This is a genomic window from Halogeometricum pallidum JCM 14848 (genome assembly GCF_000337095.1).
Classification (GTDB): Archaea; Halobacteriota; Halobacteria; order Halobacteriales; family Haloferacaceae; genus Halogeometricum; species Halogeometricum pallidum.
The window spans coordinates 232,438-246,898 of record NZ_AOIV01000045.1 but is presented as its reverse complement, the minus strand read 5'-3'; the positions used below and the strand labels follow the sequence as shown (position 1 = coordinate 246,898).

Genomic DNA, 14,461 nt, shown 5'->3' with positions numbered 1-14,461 from the left:
GGCGCCGCCTGAACCGCGAACGCGGGGCGGACGGCGTCCGAACGGCTCTAGTCCGCGCTGGACGGCGCGCGGTGGTAGGGTCGTGCGGCTATCTCCCGGCGGATGTCGCCGATCGCGTCGGATTCGGCCCCGTCGGACATCCGCGAGACGACCGCGAACACCTCCTGTCGGGACACCTTCACGCCCGACTTCGAGAGGGCGTCTTCGGGCCGGGAGAGGAGTTCCCGCAGCGTCCCAACCGAGAGGAGGAACGGGACGGCCCACGCGGCGAGCGTGTTGCCGTCCGTCAGCGGGACCGATTCGAGGTACGTCTGCGCGTCGTCGAGAAACGAGGAGGCGTGCTCGGCCGTCCGGCGGACGACCGACGCCGCTTCCGCCTCGTGTTCGGGGTCGAGGACCTCCTCCTGCGGGACGCCCTCGGCGTCGAGCCACTCGGCGGGCAGGTAGACGTTGTTCTCGGAGGTGTAGTCGTCGTAGACGTCCTTCGAGATGTTCACCAGTTGCAAGAGGAGGCCGAACTCCTCGGCGGTGTCGTAGAGGCGGCGGCGACGCTCGGGGGAGACGTCGCCGCGAGTGACCAGATTCGTGATGAGGTTTCCGACGGTGCCGGCGGCGTAGTAGCAGTACTCTTCGAGTTCCTCGCGGGACTGGATGCGGAGGCCGCCGGTATCGTCGTACCGCTCGACGAACAGCGCCATCCCTTGGACGAGTTCCCGCGCGGGCGGCGTCACCGCCTCACGGACGTCCGCCGGGAGGCTCTCGAACGTGTGGAGCACGCGCGGGGCCTCGCGGACGACGCGCCAGTCCTCGGTCAGTTCGTCGGGCAGATGCGGTTCGACGGCGTCGACGAACGCCTCGACGGCGGTGTCGTCGTCCGGGTCGAGGACGGCGTCGTACGTTCGGAGCAACTCCGTCTGCACCGACGGCGGGATGTGCGAGGCGTCCTCGATGGTGTCGGGGATTCGACAGAGCAAGTAGCCGACGCAGATGTAGGACGACATGGGCTCGTCGAGCACGTCGACTGTCAGTGCGAAAGTGCGAGAGACCCCCTCAACCGCCTCGTGGCACCATTCGAGGTCGGTTCGGTCGACGTGGGGACGTTCATCCTGCTGAGACATTCGAAGTATGATTCCCTACGGAATGGGGATTAAAAAGTTTCGTGGGGGCTTCGCGTACACGACCGCCCGGCGAGAGACAACGTAAAGTAACGACGATGAAAGACTCTGGTATGGACTTCGCGCTCTCCGCGGAACAGCGACAGATACGCGACATGGTGGCCGACTTCGTCGACGAGGAGATACGGCCGCGCGCGGCGGAGATAGACGAGACCGACGAGTTCCCCGCCGATTTGGTCTCGGAGATGGCCGACCTCGGTCTCATGGGGATGCCGTTCCCCGAGGAGTACGGCGGCGCGGGACTCGATTATCACTCCTACGCCATCGGGTTGGAGGAGATATCGAGGGGGTCGGGCGGCCTCGGAACGGTCGTCGCCGCGCACACCTCCCTCGCCGGCAACATGCTGTACGAGTTCGGGAGCGAGGCGCAGAAAGAGGCGTATCTGACGCCGATGAACACGGGAGAAGATATCGGCGCGTTCGCCCTGTCGGAGGCGGGCGCGGGCAGCGACGTACCCGCGATGTCGACGACGGCGACGAGGGAGGGAGAGGAGTACGTCGTCGACGGCGGCAAACTCTGGATATCGAACGGCTCCGTCGCCGACACGGTGACGCTGTTCGCCAAGACCGACCCCGACGCCGGCCGGAAGGGCATCTCCGCGTTCGTCGTGCGCCCCGAGGAGGACGACGGGTTCGTCGTGGAGGGGACCGAGCACAAACTTGGCGACAAAGGCTGTCCGACCGCGGAACTGCGCTTCGACGATATGCGACTCCCCGAGGACAGGCGCATCGGCGAGGAGGGCGAGGGGTTCGTGCAGGCGCTGAAGACGCTCAACGGCGGGCGCATCACCATCGCCGCGCGGTCGGTGGGCATCGCTCGCGCCGCCCTCGAAGACGCCCTCGACTACGCCGACGACAGAGAGCAGTTCGACCAGCCAATCGCGGAGTTCCAGGCGATAAAGCACAAACTGGCCGACATGGACACGAAGGTGCAGGCCGCGAAGCTGCTGATGCACAAGGCCGCGGATCTGAAGATTCGCGACGAACCCTACATCAAGGAGGCCGCGCAGGCGAAGTTGTACGCCAGCGAAATCAGCCGCGAGGTGGCCAACGAGGGCATCCAGATCCACGGCGGTTACGGCTACACGAAGGACTTCCCGGCCGAGCGCTACTACCGCGACGCGAAACTGAACGAGATATACGAGGGGACCAGCGAAGTGCTGCGGAACACCATCGGCGACCGGCTGCGCTCGGAGCGGTAATCAGCCGTCCTCGCCTTCGCTCTCGCCCTCGGCGTCGCCGCCGGCGTCGGCGCTCCGGTCCCGCCCGTTCGCCACTCGTTCCGAGAGCCACGACTGCTGGGACTCCACGCCCTCGGCGCCGAGGGCGGTGAGTTCGTACACGTCGTATATCTCCTCGGTCCGCCGGACGAGGTGTCCCTTCGAGACGAGGGCGTCGAGCGTTCCGTAGAACGACTGCGGGTCGATTCGGATCTCGTAGTGCGCCTCCAGTCGCGTCTTCAGTTTCTGCCCGCGGAGTTCGCCGGCGTCGTAGAGGATGGCGCAGAGGTCGCGGCGGCGACCGCTCTGGAACCACGGCATACCCGTCAATTCTCGGAGGGACACAGGACACTTTCGTTCCCGGCCGGGCGAACGGGCATCCGTCCCCGGTCGGACCGACCTAAATCGGTAGCTTCGACTACCGCCTCTCCCTAGGGCGACCATGACAGACGGCGAGGCGACCGACGGCGACGCAACCGACGGCGAGGTGACGGCCGAGGGCATCACCGCCCGCTACTACGAGACGGAGTCCGAGCGAGTGCTCACGTTCGAGAAAGGCGGGTCGACGGCCGCCGTCGCGCAGAACCGCGAGGGCTACGCGATGCTGAAGGTGCGACCGACCGCCGACGGCGACGAACTGGAACGCTACTACGGCTTCGACATGGCGCTGGACCACGCCGCGGAACTCCTCGGCGTCCCCCCGCACGACCTGCCGATTCCCGAGGACGCCGCCGACATGGGGATGTGACCGCTCCTCTCCGCCCCGCTCAGTCGCGCCGCCAGTAGAACAGGGGTCCCAAGAACAGGTACGACAGCGCGAGAAAGAGCAGTCCGAACGCGAATCCCTGTCCCAAGTCGCCGGCGACGCGGTGGCCGTACGGCCCCGAGAGCAGTATCGCCAGCGCCTGCACGACGCCCATGATCAGAGCGTCCTGCGCGTGCAGGTCCGGGTACGTCACCGTCGTCACCATCAGCACCGCGAGGAGGTAGATGAGAGGGACCAAGACGACGGGGTCGGCGAAGCCGGCGAGGACGCCCGCCGAGAGGATAGTCGCCGCGAGCGTCGTCTGGACGCCCTCCGTCTGGGCGTGGTCGCCGTCGTAGGCGGTGTACAGACCGAGTCGGGTGACCGCCGCGGCGACGAACAGGGCGGTGCCGGCCAGGGCGACGGCGAGGCGGAGGCGGTCGGCCGACCACGCCTGCCGGACGGTGACGGCGACGAGGAGGGCGGGGGCGACGCCGAAGGAGGCGACGTCGGCCAGCGAGTCGAGGTACTGCCCGACGGCGGTGCCGCCGCGCCGGCGGGCGATGACCCCGTCGAGGGCGTCCGCGATGGCCGCCAGCAGGATGAGGCGCGCCGCGAGGGCGACGCTCGCCGTCGCCGCGACGGCGGCGAGGAAGCCGAGCGCGGCGTTACCGACCGTCACCGCGTCGGCGAGACCCATCTTGCCGACGAACCGGGGCTTCATACAGTCGGCGTGGACGACCGGCGCTTTACGTTTTTACATTCGGGGACCGCGGGGCGGCGGTTCGGCCGCGGGCGCATCGGTCGAACGCGCGGGACCGCGTACGCGACCCGTCGGCGGGTGCGCGCGTCGACAGCGAGACGCCGACCGCGCCGCATTTACCCCTCGGCACCCGAGTGTCCGTATGGACGAAGGGAATCGCATCGCGGACGCTCTCTCCCGGCGTCGCGTCCTCGCGGGTCTGGGGTCCGTCGCGGCCGTGAGTCTCGCCGGATGCTCGTCGACCGCCGAGGACGAGTACGATGTCGGCATGACCGCCGTGGCGTTCGACCCGCCGTCGGTGACGGTATCGGTCGGCGAGGAAGTCGTCTGGCGGAACACGAGTTCGCGCGGGCACACCGTCACCGCCTACGCCGACGACATCCCCGAGGAGGCCGAATTCTTCGCCAGCGGCGGCTTCGAGAGCGAGGCGGCCGCCCGCAAAGCGTACAACCAGAACGTCGGCGGCCTCATCGACAGCGGGCAGAACTACTCGCACACGTTCGAGGTACCCGGCGAGTACCGGTACTTCTGCGTTCCTCACGAGTCGCAGGGGATGGTGGGTACCGTCGTCGTCGAGGGAGAGTCCGAGGCCGGGTCGTCTTCGGACACGGCCACCGAGTAGCGCCCGGCCGTCCCCGAACACTGCTCCGAACCTACTTGTCGACCCACGGAACCGAAACGATGTGAACCGTCGCCGATTCCTCGCCGTCTCCGCTTCGTTCGTCGTCTCGGCTGTGCGGGCCGTCCGTCAGCCTCAGAGAGCGCCGGCGGTTCGCGGCTCGGCGACTTTCTCACCACGAACCGCGACGACGACCCGCACGCCGTCGACGCGAAAACCGGAACGAACGCGAGCGCCGCCGCTCGGCGGCGCGAGAAATGTGAGAATCGAAGGCGTTCGGACCGCGGCGAGGCTTACGCCTCTTCGACGGCGACGTCTTCCTCGTCGACGTCGACGGCGGCCTCTTCCTCGGCGGCGACCTCTTCGGGACGCGCTTCGAGGGTGAGCTTCTGGACCTCCACCCGGCGGAGCGGGTAGATGGTCTTCGCCTCGCCGTAGATGGCCGAAGAGAGGTTCCCGGCGACGACGGCGCTGTCGACGAGTTCCTCGAACGTCCGGTCCTCGGCGGCCTCCTCGACGAAGTCGATCATGACCCGTCGGATGGCCTTCTCTTGGCTGCGGTCGGCTTTCTTCGTCGTGAACGCCACGGGCTGGAGTTGGACGCGGTAGTCGTCCTTCGTCAGCACCGTGATGCTGGCCGAAATCTTCGAGGCGCCGCGGCGGACGAGACTACGGAGGTAGTCGCGCGCGAGTTCGTGCTTGATGAACTCGGTGTACGCCGAGTCGCTGGACACGTCGTTCACCTTGAAGGTGAGCTTCGTGTTGTTCGCACCCTGGTCGCCGGTGAGGTCACCCAGCGTGACCTCGACGGTGCGGCCGTACACCTTCTCAGGTTCGTCGGCCATCGTCTTGCCCAGTTCTTCGCGGTCGAACTGTTCGGGCGCGACGAGGGTGTACCATCGCTTTCCGCGTTTCTGCTTTGAGACTGATCGTTCGCTCATAGGTTGTTGGTTGCTGTGTCGATGACGGCGTCTGCCACCGTCAGGTTGACCACGGTGTCGTCCACCGTGGACTGGAGCCCGCCGGTCGTCTCCCGTTCGACGGTCGTCACGAGGGTCTCTCCCTCGACGGCCATCGACATGGAGTCGGTGTTGTCCGGGCGGAGCGACGCCGCCACCGCGTCGGCGTCGGCGTGCGTCGTCCGCAGGCGGGCGGTGCGAGCGGGCGACGGCTCGTCGGTCGCTCGGTCGCTCGTCGTTCGTTCTCGTTCGTCCGTCACGTCGATGCCTCCCTGACGGCCGCGATGACCTCGGCCTCCGGCGCGTCCGCGTCGAATCTGACGACCGCTCTGCGCGGGTCGCCCGCCCACGCGCCGCCGTCCTCGTCGACGTCACCAGAACGCGAAGCGTTCTGGTTGGCGGACGAGACGCGCCGCGTCTCGTCAACGCCGCCGAACTCCTCGGCGACGGCCGACGCCGCGTCCGCCGCGCCGCGTTCGACCGCCGCGAGGGCCGCCACGCCGTCACCGACGACGAGCGCCATCGGCTCGGGCGAGCGGAAGTCGCGGCAGAGTCGGGCGACGGTGGCGAGGCGGCCGACGCGTCCGGCCACCTCCTCGGGCGCGCGGACGACTTGGACGCCCTCGTAGCGTCCGACGTGCGCCCCGCGGAGCGCGCGGTGCGCCGCCGCGGCGTGGTCGCGCCACGCTTCGAGGGCGGGCACGCGCGCGTCGTGTCCGAGCGCCACGGCGACGCCGGTGCCGGGTCGCTCCCGTGCGACGGCGTCCAGCACGTCGGCGTAGCCGCCGAGCGTGGCGAACGGCGCGTCCGGCGTCGCGTACGGGTGCAGCGCCCGTTCGACCGCTTCGGCGGCGCGTTCGGTGGCGTTCTCGTCGCCGGCCACGTCCAAGGCGACCAGCGACGCGAGCCGCCGGTGGGACGCCTCGTCGAGGTCGGCCGGCAGGTCGAGTTCCGCGAGGGCGGCGCCGGCCGCCTCCCGGTTTCCGGAGAACGACGCGTGCGCCAGGGTCGTGTGCGCGAGTCCGTCCGCGAGGTCCGCGACGGGCGTTGAGACGCCCGGGCGTCGCGCGACTGCGCCCGTCTCCTCGGCGACGGAGAGCAGGTTGCCGTCCGCGGCGCCCGGGTGTTCGCCGGCGGCGACGGCACCCGCGAGGGCGAGCACCGGGTCCGGGTCCGGTTCGTCCTCGGGCGTTAGCGCCGACGCGATTTCGTGCGCGCGGAGGCTCGTCGTCCCGTCGTCGGGCGCGAGCATCTCGTCCGCGCCCGGCGCGTCGAGTCCGACCGCCACCAACGTCCCGTCGCCGTCCGGCGGCGCCGCCGCGGGGGCGAACGCACTGGTGCGGACGTGGAACGGCACGCCGGCGCATCTGAGCGCGCGGGCGAGCAGCCCTCCCGCCGCGATGGCGTCGCCCTCGGCGCGACAGACGACTCTGACGAACGAGGCGTCGGCCAGCGCGGAGGCGACGCTCTCGGCGGGGGCGTCCGGGACGCGGGTGTGGTCTGGTCGTGCGGACATGCGGAGTCGAGGTCGTTACGGCGCTACTCGAGGAGTTCGACGGCGGCGTCGTAGCTGTACTTGAAATCCTCGTCGAGTTCGTCGCCGCGGTAGTAGTTGGCGAGGCGGCGAATCTTCGACTCGGTGTTCTGGAGCGCTCGCTTGTTCTGCATGTCCTGCGAGTTCTCCTCCATGTGCTCTCGGAGTCGGATAGCGCGCTCCATCAGGTTCCGGATGTCCTCCGGAAGTTCCGGCGCGGCGTCGTTCTCTTCGAGAATGGTGGTGATCTTCTTCCCGGTCGCGAGTTTCACGTCCGGGACGGGCGTCCCCTTGACGCCCTCGTCGCGGAGTTTCAGACCGATCTGACTGGGCTCGTTGCCCTGTTCCGCGAGTTCGACGACGCGGGACTCGATGTCCTCGGCGTCGACGTCGCTCCACTCCGGGGGTTCGTCTGCCACGGGCTTGTCCGAACCGGACTGGCCGCGGCGGCGGGTGTGCATTCGTGCCATTGGTATAGATTGGAACGGCACAGACCGCAGAAAGGCGTGATTGGCGACCGCAAACGGTCGCGCACTTCCGCAATCCCAAGCCGCGCGAGGCGCGGCGAGTCAGATTTGCGGCCGTGCTGTTCCCGTGTGTACCCTGCCCTGACCGACTGAAAAGCGTTGCGACACGGGGTCGGGAACTCCGAGTCGAAGGCCTTAATACCGACACCGGGAAACGATTTGATGCGTTCGAGGGCTCGTAGATCAGTGGTAGATCACTCCCTTGGCATGGGAGAGGCCCCGGGTTCAAATCCCGGCGAGTCCACTTCCTTTCGCTCACTTCGTTCGCTCCAGTCAGTGGACTCGCAGTAGTGCCACTCGCTTCGCTCGCGGCACTCCCGGCGAGTTTATCGCGTTCTGTCGATGCTGCCGGTGAGCGGAGCGAGCCGCGTATATCGACTGTCGTGATGCCTGTTCGAGACGGGATTCGAAGCCCTGCCAGTCGCGCGCAGCGAACGAAGTGAGCGAGCACGTCTGGCTCTGGGTCCACAATCCCGGCGAGTCCATAGCAGAAAATCCCTCCGGCATTCGCGCGCGTTCTTTTGGTCCGATCCGGGTCACGCACACGTGGGTTTCGTTGCTAGACTCCCTAGATCCCGGTCTCTGAAGCGGAGTGCTCTCCTCCAGTCGATTACCGTCGGCCGAGTCTCTGGCCGATTTGACCTCCCACACGAGGCCCATCGGAGTGGAGCAAAAATCAGCCGAACTGTCGGATTCGCTGGAGGTCCGACTCGTCCGTTCGATCGGCGACGGTAAGAGGGGTATCTACGTCGCGCCCGTCGTCGAGTCCGACTGCCGGTCGCTCCACCAACCGGCGAAGAATCCGACGATACCGATGCCGATGATGACCGCTCCCCAGAACGACGTAATCGGTTCTGGGAAGAAAAACAGCGCGAGTCCGATCAGCAGTAGCCATCCGACGCTTATACCTTCTAACCAGCCACCTACGTCAGGCATATTTCCCATATCATCCCATTTAATGTTAAAGATAAGGGCTGGAAATACAGGTCGTATATAACGCTCATCTCGAACTGGCTCCGACGGGCCTGAGAAAGCGTGTACCTATTCGGTTCGGGCCCTCTCCATATCTGTCCCCGCCGACTGTTAACGCCGCGCTCAGTCCTCTCGCACGACCACTATCGGGTGGTCAGTTTCGTCGGCGATGGACTCGTACGTCTTTCCGAAGACGCGTTCGAAGGAGGGGTCCTGCGTCTCGCCCATCACGATGAGGTCGTAATCCGAAGCGGCCTTGCCGATCTCGAACGGCGCGTCGCTGCCGACGACCACCTCCGTGTCCGTGCGCAGTTCGGGGTAGCCCGCCTCGACGAGTTGCTCGCGCACGCCGTCGAGCAACTCCTCGCCCGTCTCCACGTCCTCTTCCGACTCGGCGGCGTAAAACAGCGTGGTGTGGACGAGCACGTCCTGATTGAGACCGCTCAGGAAGTCCGCGACGGGTTGGGCGAACTTCTGGTCGCGGACCGGAACGAGGATACGCGCAAGCGTCGTCAGCGGTTTCGGGACGAGGAGTGCGTCCACGTCGCGTTCCTCGGCGACGCGCGTCCACGCGTCGTGGGCGTCCTCGCCGACCATGTACTCCACGTCGACCCTCTCGCCGTGGCGGACGAACTGGGCGGCCAAGTTGTACAGCGTGTGGTACGCCTCTATCTCCCGGCGGTGGCGTTCGTCTTCGTCGAGACGGTCCGCCTCCTCGTCGAGGCCGAGAAGGACGACTCGACAGGACGAAAAGGCGTCGACGAACGTGGAGGGGAACGGTTCGGGGTTAGGGAACTCGACGGGGACGAGTATCGTCTGTGCGGACATGTGTACCGAGTAGACCACCGGCGTCCAGCCTAACAAATCCCTCGGCTGAAGACGGAATTTCGGCGGGCGTTCGGTGACGGATGCGAAATGTGGGTCGGGATTCGTCGCGGTATCCGAAGCGCGTCCGGCGACGGTCAGGTCATCTCGCGTCGCTCGTCTCGGACCATCCGCTCGAAGCGGTCCATCCCGAGGTCGATGCGTTCGAGGTCGTTGGCGAAGCTGAATCGGAGGTAGCCCTCGCCGCCGCGACCGAACGCGCTGCCGGGGGCGGCGACGGTGTCGTACTCGTACAGCAGTCGCTTCGCGACGTCCATGCTCGACCCGGGGAGGTCAGTCACGTCGACGAACGCGTAGAACGCCCCCTCGGGCGTTCCCATCGAGACGCCGGGAATCGACGCCAGTCGGTCGACCAAGCGGTCCCGCCGTCGCTCGAACGCCGCCTTCATCTCCCGGACGGGGGCGTCCGAACCGGTGAGCGCCGCGAGGGCGGCGTGCTGGGCGGGCGTGTTCACGCAGGAGGTGGTGCTCTCGTGTATCTTCGTCGCGGCCGCCGTCACGGGGCCGGGACCGGCGAGCCACCCAACGCGCCACCCGGTCATCGCGTACGTCTTCGAACAGGAGCCGATGGTGACGACGCGTTCGGGGTAGTCCGTGACGGACGCCAGACTCGGCTGGGGGCGGTCGTACGTGAGTTCGTGGTACACCTCGTCGGCGACGACGTAGGCGTCGTGTTCGGCGGCGGCCGCGACCACGCGCTCCATCTCCTCGACGTCGAACACCCGTCCGGTCGGGTTCGAGGGCGAGGTGAGCACGACGGCTCCCGTCCGGTCGGTGATGGCGTCTATCACGCGGTCGGCGTCGAACGCGAAGTCGTCGGCCGCGGGCAGGGGCACCTCCACGGGTTCGGCGCCCGCCAAGTCGGTCTGCGAGAGCGGGTTCGGCCACGCGGGCGTCGGGACGACCACCTCGTCGCCGGGGTCGGTGGCGGTCAGGAGCGTGAGGTAGAGCGCCTCGACGCCGCCGGTCGTCACGACCACCCGACCCGCCTCAGCGTCGGCCCCGCGTCCTCGGAGCGTCTCCGCGATGGCCTCCCTGAGCGGGTCGATGCCCGCGTTCGGCGTGTAGTTCGTCTCGCCGCCCCGCGCCGCCCGCACCGCCGCGTCGACGACGTGTTCGGGCGTGGGGAAGTCGGGTTCGCCGACCTCTAGGTGGACGACGTCCTCGCCGTCGTGCGCGTTCGCGAGGTCGAACAGCGTCCGAATCTGCTGCGGTTCTATCTCGGCCACCCGGTTCGAGACGGTCGGGTCGGTCATCGGTTACGCTGCGTCGGGGGACCCCTTGGCTGTTGGGACGGCGGCGAACGCCGGGCGACGCGTTCGAACCGCGGCCGTCCGCTCAGCACACGTGGTTTCCCTCGACTACGTTCTCCGCTAGTTCGGCCGGGTCGACGTCGTCCATCGGTGCGGACACGGCGATGCCGCGGTCGTTCGCGCAGACGACGTTGCGGGTGACTCGGCTGCCCGCCGCGTCCCGAAGCAGGATGCCCACCCCGCGGTTCGCGCTCACGGTGTTCTTGCGGACGACGAACGCGCCGGGTTCGTCCTCGGACGCGCTCAGTTTGAGTCCGTCGCCGCCGTTGCCGAACACGGTGTTGAACTTGAACGTCGAGTCCGACCCCCACGTTATCGAGAACCCCTCTTCGGCGTTGTTCGAGAGGGTGTTCCACCGCACGTCGCTCCCGTAACACTGCGCCGTTTTGACGCCGTCGCCGCCGCATCCGACGACGGTGTTCGACCCGAACTCGCTGTCGATCATCGACACGAGGGAGACCCCGTCGCCGTCGGCCCCGAGGACGAGGTTCTCGACGGCCACGCTTCGCATGAGATCGAACCTCATGCTGCCCCCGATGATCCGGTTGCCGCGCACGGTCGAGTCGGTGTAGATCCCCCCGAAATCGTCGTCGACGAACTGGTTGTGCAGGATGCGCGAGTCGGTCATATCCGCTCTGAGTCCGGTTTCGTTGCGCGCGAACGTGTTCCGCTTCACGTCCGCGTTGTAGAGGTCTATGAACCTGAATCCGGTACGCCCGTTGTCCGCGACGACGTTCCCGACGGCGTTGAGACCGCGTATGTCACGGGGACTGCCCCCGACGCCGTTCGCGGCGTTCGAGAGCAGTTGGTTGTCCGCCAACCGCAGGTCGTCGATGTCCCCGATCAATTCGATGCCGTGTCCTCGGTTCGGAACCGCGGCGCCGTTGTCGACGACGAGACAGCGTTCGATAGCGACGCCCGTCGCGCGCCAGAACCCGATACCGGCGTAGCCGTTGTCCGCGACGAGACACGCGCGAACCAGCGCCTCGTCGGCGCTCCCATACTGCTGGCTGTCGGCCCCGATGAGGCCGTACCGCCCGTTCTCGCGGAGGAGACACGACTCGATTCGTGCTCGCTTTCCGCCGGAGAGGTGGACACCGGATTCGCCGTTGCCCTCCGCGAGGACGTTGAACAGGGTGGCGTCGTCGCCCACTACGTGTACTCCCTTGCGCTCGCCGGAGACGCGCACGTTCTTCACCGTCACGTCGTTCGCACCGCGGTAAACGCTGATGCACTCTCCGCCCACGTTGCTGACGGTGTGGCCCTGTCCGTCGACGGTGACGTCGCTCACCGTGATATCGAGGGCCGCCGGGCCGCGCGCGGCGTCGATGTCGTCGGTGAGGACGTAATCGCCGGGTTCGGTGATGGTCGTCGGACCGGAAATCTCCGTCGCGCCTGCCGCGGCCGCCGGGAACGACCCCCACGCCGCGAGTCCGGCGACCGCCGCCCCGGTCTTCAGTACGTCTCGTCTCGATGGTACGCCCTCGGGACCCATCCAGAACAGATAGTCTCGGTAAGTGTTAGTAACTAGCACGTTATCCGGTCGCGAACCCGTCCCGAAGCGGTTAATCTGTCACCGTCGAGGCGGGTTCGCGCCGCCGAAAGACCGTTACACCGGCCGGAAGAAACGTCTAGGCATGAGATGAGTTCGGACGAATCGGACTACTCCGGAGCGACGCTCTCGTACCGCCACATCCTCGAGCGCGAGATGGAGAACGCGCTGCAGGAGATTCACCGGCCCGTCTGGGGCGTGTTCCTCTCGGCGTTCGCCGCCGGCCTCAACCTGAGTTTCGGCGCGCTGTTCATGGCGATGGCGCTGACGTTCTCCGGGGGGTTCGAATCCACGCTGGTCCAGCAGACGGTGCTGGCGGGCGTCTCCTCTATCGCGTTCCTGTTCGTCGTCGTCGGTCAGACGGAACTGTTCACCGCGCACTCGACGATGGCCATCCTCCCGGTGGCCGACGGCCGGGCGTCCGTCGGCGAACTCGGACGCGTCTGGACCGTCACCTACGTCGGCAACCTGCTCGGCTGCGTCGTCTTCTCGGCGCTCGCGGTGACGCTCGGTCCGGCGATGGACATCGTCGACCCGGCGGCGTTCGGGACGCTCGCGGGCGCCCTCGTCCCCCACCCGTGGTGGGTCATCCTCCTCAGCGGCGTCGTCGCCGGCTGGCTGATGGGACTCGTAACGTGGCTATCGGCGGCCAGTCGCGACACCGTCGGGCGAATCCTGTTCGTTCTCCTCGTCACCGCGCTCATCGGGTTCGGGCCATTCCACCACAGCATCCTCGGGACGACGGAGGTGCTGACGGCGCTCCTCTTGGGACAGGGCGTCGGCGCGGCCGGACTCGCGCACTTTCTCGTCTGGACGACGCTCGGCAACGTAATCGGCGGGTCCGTCTTCGTGGGCCTCCTCAACTACGGACACGTCGCCCTGCCGGGCGAGGAACACGACGTCGATGTCGAGTGACCAGTAGGGTACAGTAGAACGGCCGCCTCACCACCGGTCCGCGGCGTGGTCGCGGGACCGGTCGCCGCTCGCGTCGTCTGTCTGACCCCGCGAGTCGTCGGACCGGGCCGCCCGGACCGCGCCGGAGGGGGAGTTTGGTCCGGTCGACCGGCCGGTACCCTCTCTCGACTCCAACGCCCCGGCGATGCGTTCCGTGGCCGCGACGAAGCGGTAGAACGCGCCGACGAGTTTGTACGCGACGACGGCGGTGACGACGAATCCGCAGGCGAGGACGCCGAGCAGTATCTGCCCGGCGATGACCACGCTGTAGAGCATGACGAGCGTGCAGAACGCGGCGAGGGCGATTTGGGTGCGCTTCGAGAGCCGACCGGACGGGGTCGGGGAGGGTGTCTCGGCCATGTGCGCCGGTGTGCGCCCTCGGATAATCATTCCTTCGCAGAAATTATTTCCTGTGAAGACTATCAATTTCGCACTACACTTAATTACCCGCTGGACCAACGTCAGGCGTGTCTCTGCAGGCAGACGACCGGGGGGTGAGCGAGGTGCTGGGGTTCGTCATCGTCTTCGGCCTCATCGTCGCGTCGGTCGGGTCGGTGTACGCCTTCGGGGTCGGAGAACTCCGAGACGTGCGCGACTTCGAACGGGTGAACAACGCCGAACGCGCCTTCGAGGTGTTCGCCGACAACGTCGCCGACGTCTCGCGTCGGGGGGCGCCCAGTCGCGGGACCGAACTCAAACTCGCCGACTCGACGCTCGGATACGGCGAGGCGACGGTGAACGTGACGGTCGATACGACGCCCGCCACCGAGGGGGACGTGAACAACTCGACGGGTGACGTCTCGCTCTCCCCGGTCGTGATGGCGCTCCAGGACGCCGGCGAGGTCCGGTACGCCTCAGGGGCGGTTCTGCGAACCGACGGGGGCGGACCGCCGCGGATGGTCCACGAACCCGACTTCGTCTTCGGGGAGGACGGGGCCGTCGTCCAACTCGTCCGGTCGGTTCCGCGCGGGACGACGCGGGTGGGCGGCGAGCGAATCGCCCGCATCCGAACCGTCGAATCCGGGCGCTCGACGCTGCTGACGCGGTCGGAGACGAACGCGACCCTCCGAATCGACGTGAACTCCTCGTACGCTCCCGCGTGGGGCGACTACCTGACGTCCGAGGGGTTCGCCTGCGACCCCTACACCGACGCGTCGACGACCGTCTCCTGCGACCTCGAAGACGTCTCGCGGGTCACGGTAGTGCGCGTCACTCTGCGGACGACGTTCGAGTGAGCGCGGGC

The 14,461-nt window shown here is 67.5% G+C and carries 17 protein-coding genes and 1 tRNA gene; 6 read left to right on the top strand and 12 right to left on the bottom strand.

Going from position 1 to position 14,461, the window contains the following annotated elements; translation table 11 throughout:
- Window positions 1-47: 47 nt before the first annotated feature.
- Complete coding sequence (locus C474_RS21015) at window positions 48-1,118, bottom strand: phytoene/squalene synthase family protein (RefSeq protein WP_008390413.1); 1,071 nt, start codon at window positions 1,116-1,118, stop codon at window positions 48-50.
- Between the two features lie 110 nt (window positions 1,119-1,228).
- On the opposite strand from C474_RS21015, the gene C474_RS21010 reads away from it, so the two are divergent.
- Complete coding sequence (locus tag C474_RS21010; protein WP_008390412.1) at window positions 1,229-2,377, top strand: acyl-CoA dehydrogenase; 1,149 nt, start codon at window positions 1,229-1,231, stop codon at window positions 2,375-2,377.
- Here the strand turns inward: C474_RS21010 and C474_RS21005 are convergent, their stop codons facing one another.
- The gene (locus C474_RS21005) at window positions 2,378-2,716 is read right to left on the bottom strand and encodes a DNA-binding protein transcriptional regulator (protein ID WP_008390411.1); all 339 of its coding nucleotides are present in this window, start codon (window positions 2,714-2,716) and stop codon (window positions 2,378-2,380) included.
- A gap of 121 nt (window positions 2,717-2,837) precedes the next feature.
- Here C474_RS21005 and C474_RS21000 point away from each other — a divergent pair, with 121 nt between their 5' ends.
- On the top strand, window positions 2,838-3,143 hold the full coding sequence (locus C474_RS21000) for a DUF7111 family protein (protein ID WP_008390410.1): 306 nt from the start codon (window positions 2,838-2,840) through the stop codon (window positions 3,141-3,143).
- A gap of 19 nt (window positions 3,144-3,162) precedes the next feature.
- Here the strand turns inward: C474_RS21000 and C474_RS20995 are convergent, their stop codons facing one another.
- Window positions 3,163-3,864: a protein sorting system archaetidylserine synthase gene (locus tag C474_RS20995; protein WP_008390409.1), complete on the bottom strand. Its 702-nt coding sequence runs from the start codon at window positions 3,862-3,864 to the stop codon at window positions 3,163-3,165.
- A 181-nt stretch (window positions 3,865-4,045) separates the two neighbouring features.
- Here C474_RS20995 and C474_RS20990 point away from each other — a divergent pair, with 181 nt between their 5' ends.
- Complete coding sequence (locus C474_RS20990; RefSeq protein WP_008390408.1) at window positions 4,046-4,525, top strand: plastocyanin/azurin family copper-binding protein; 480 nt, start codon at window positions 4,046-4,048, stop codon at window positions 4,523-4,525.
- Window positions 4,526-4,815: 290 nt separating this feature from the next.
- Here the strand turns inward: C474_RS20990 and C474_RS20985 are convergent, their stop codons facing one another.
- From C474_RS20985 to C474_RS20970, 4 genes are read right to left on the bottom strand one after another with little or no spacing between them, the layout of a single operon-like run.
- The gene (locus tag C474_RS20985; RefSeq protein ID WP_008390407.1) at window positions 4,816-5,463 is read right to left on the bottom strand and encodes a 30S ribosomal protein S3ae; all 648 of its coding nucleotides are present in this window, start codon (window positions 5,461-5,463) and stop codon (window positions 4,816-4,818) included.
- Window positions 5,460-5,741, bottom strand: coding sequence for a KEOPS complex subunit Pcc1 (locus C474_RS20980; RefSeq protein WP_008390406.1), 282 nt, complete (start codon window positions 5,739-5,741; stop codon window positions 5,460-5,462). Before C474_RS20980 ends, C474_RS20985 begins: the two co-directional genes overlap by 4 nt.
- On the bottom strand, window positions 5,738-6,997 hold the full coding sequence (locus tag C474_RS20975) for a hypothetical protein (RefSeq protein ID WP_008390405.1): 1,260 nt from the start codon (window positions 6,995-6,997) through the stop codon (window positions 5,738-5,740). Before C474_RS20975 ends, C474_RS20980 begins: the two co-directional genes overlap by 4 nt.
- 23 nt (window positions 6,998-7,020) lie before the next feature.
- Window positions 7,021-7,485 (bottom strand): 30S ribosomal protein S15, encoded by a 465-nt coding sequence (locus C474_RS20970; protein ID WP_008390404.1) that lies wholly within the window; start codon window positions 7,483-7,485, stop codon window positions 7,021-7,023.
- A gap of 229 nt (window positions 7,486-7,714) precedes the next feature.
- Between C474_RS20970 and C474_RS20965 the strand changes: the two genes are divergently transcribed.
- Window positions 7,715-7,786, top strand: a tRNA-Ala gene (locus C474_RS20965).
- A 500-nt stretch (window positions 7,787-8,286) separates the two neighbouring features.
- Here C474_RS20965 and C474_RS20960 read toward each other — a convergent pair.
- The 4 genes from C474_RS20960 to C474_RS20945 all read right to left on the bottom strand — a co-directional run bounded on the left by C474_RS20960 (window position 8,287) and on the right by C474_RS20945 (window position 12,207).
- Complete coding sequence (locus C474_RS20960; RefSeq protein WP_008390403.1) at window positions 8,287-8,478, bottom strand: hypothetical protein; 192 nt, start codon at window positions 8,476-8,478, stop codon at window positions 8,287-8,289.
- 159 nt (window positions 8,479-8,637) lie between these two features.
- Window positions 8,638-9,342 (bottom strand): universal stress protein, encoded by a 705-nt coding sequence (locus tag C474_RS20955; protein WP_008390401.1) that lies wholly within the window; start codon window positions 9,340-9,342, stop codon window positions 8,638-8,640.
- A 134-nt stretch (window positions 9,343-9,476) separates the two neighbouring features.
- Complete coding sequence (locus C474_RS20950; RefSeq protein WP_008390399.1) at window positions 9,477-10,655, bottom strand: pyridoxal phosphate-dependent aminotransferase; 1,179 nt, start codon at window positions 10,653-10,655, stop codon at window positions 9,477-9,479.
- A gap of 82 nt (window positions 10,656-10,737) precedes the next feature.
- Window positions 10,738-12,207, bottom strand: a complete 1,470-nt coding sequence (locus C474_RS20945; RefSeq protein ID WP_008390398.1) for a right-handed parallel beta-helix repeat-containing protein — start codon at window positions 12,205-12,207, stop codon at window positions 10,738-10,740.
- A 147-nt stretch (window positions 12,208-12,354) separates the two neighbouring features.
- Here C474_RS20945 and C474_RS20940 point away from each other — a divergent pair, with 147 nt between their 5' ends.
- Window positions 12,355-13,179: a formate/nitrite transporter family protein gene (locus C474_RS20940; RefSeq protein WP_008390396.1), complete on the top strand. Its 825-nt coding sequence runs from the start codon at window positions 12,355-12,357 to the stop codon at window positions 13,177-13,179.
- A 27-nt stretch (window positions 13,180-13,206) separates the two neighbouring features.
- Here C474_RS20940 and C474_RS20935 read toward each other — a convergent pair whose 3' ends face one another.
- Window positions 13,207-13,578 carry a hypothetical protein gene (locus C474_RS20935; protein ID WP_008390395.1) on the bottom strand — a complete coding sequence of 124 codons (372 nt, stop codon included), beginning with the start codon at window positions 13,576-13,578 and terminating at the stop codon, window positions 13,207-13,209.
- Window positions 13,579-13,685: 107 nt separating this feature from the next.
- On the opposite strand from C474_RS20935, the gene C474_RS20930 reads away from it, so the two are divergent.
- Window positions 13,686-14,453, top strand: a complete 768-nt coding sequence (locus tag C474_RS20930) for a DUF7289 family protein (protein WP_049917231.1) — start codon at window positions 13,686-13,688, stop codon at window positions 14,451-14,453.
- The last annotated feature ends 8 nt before the right edge of the window (window positions 14,454-14,461 follow it).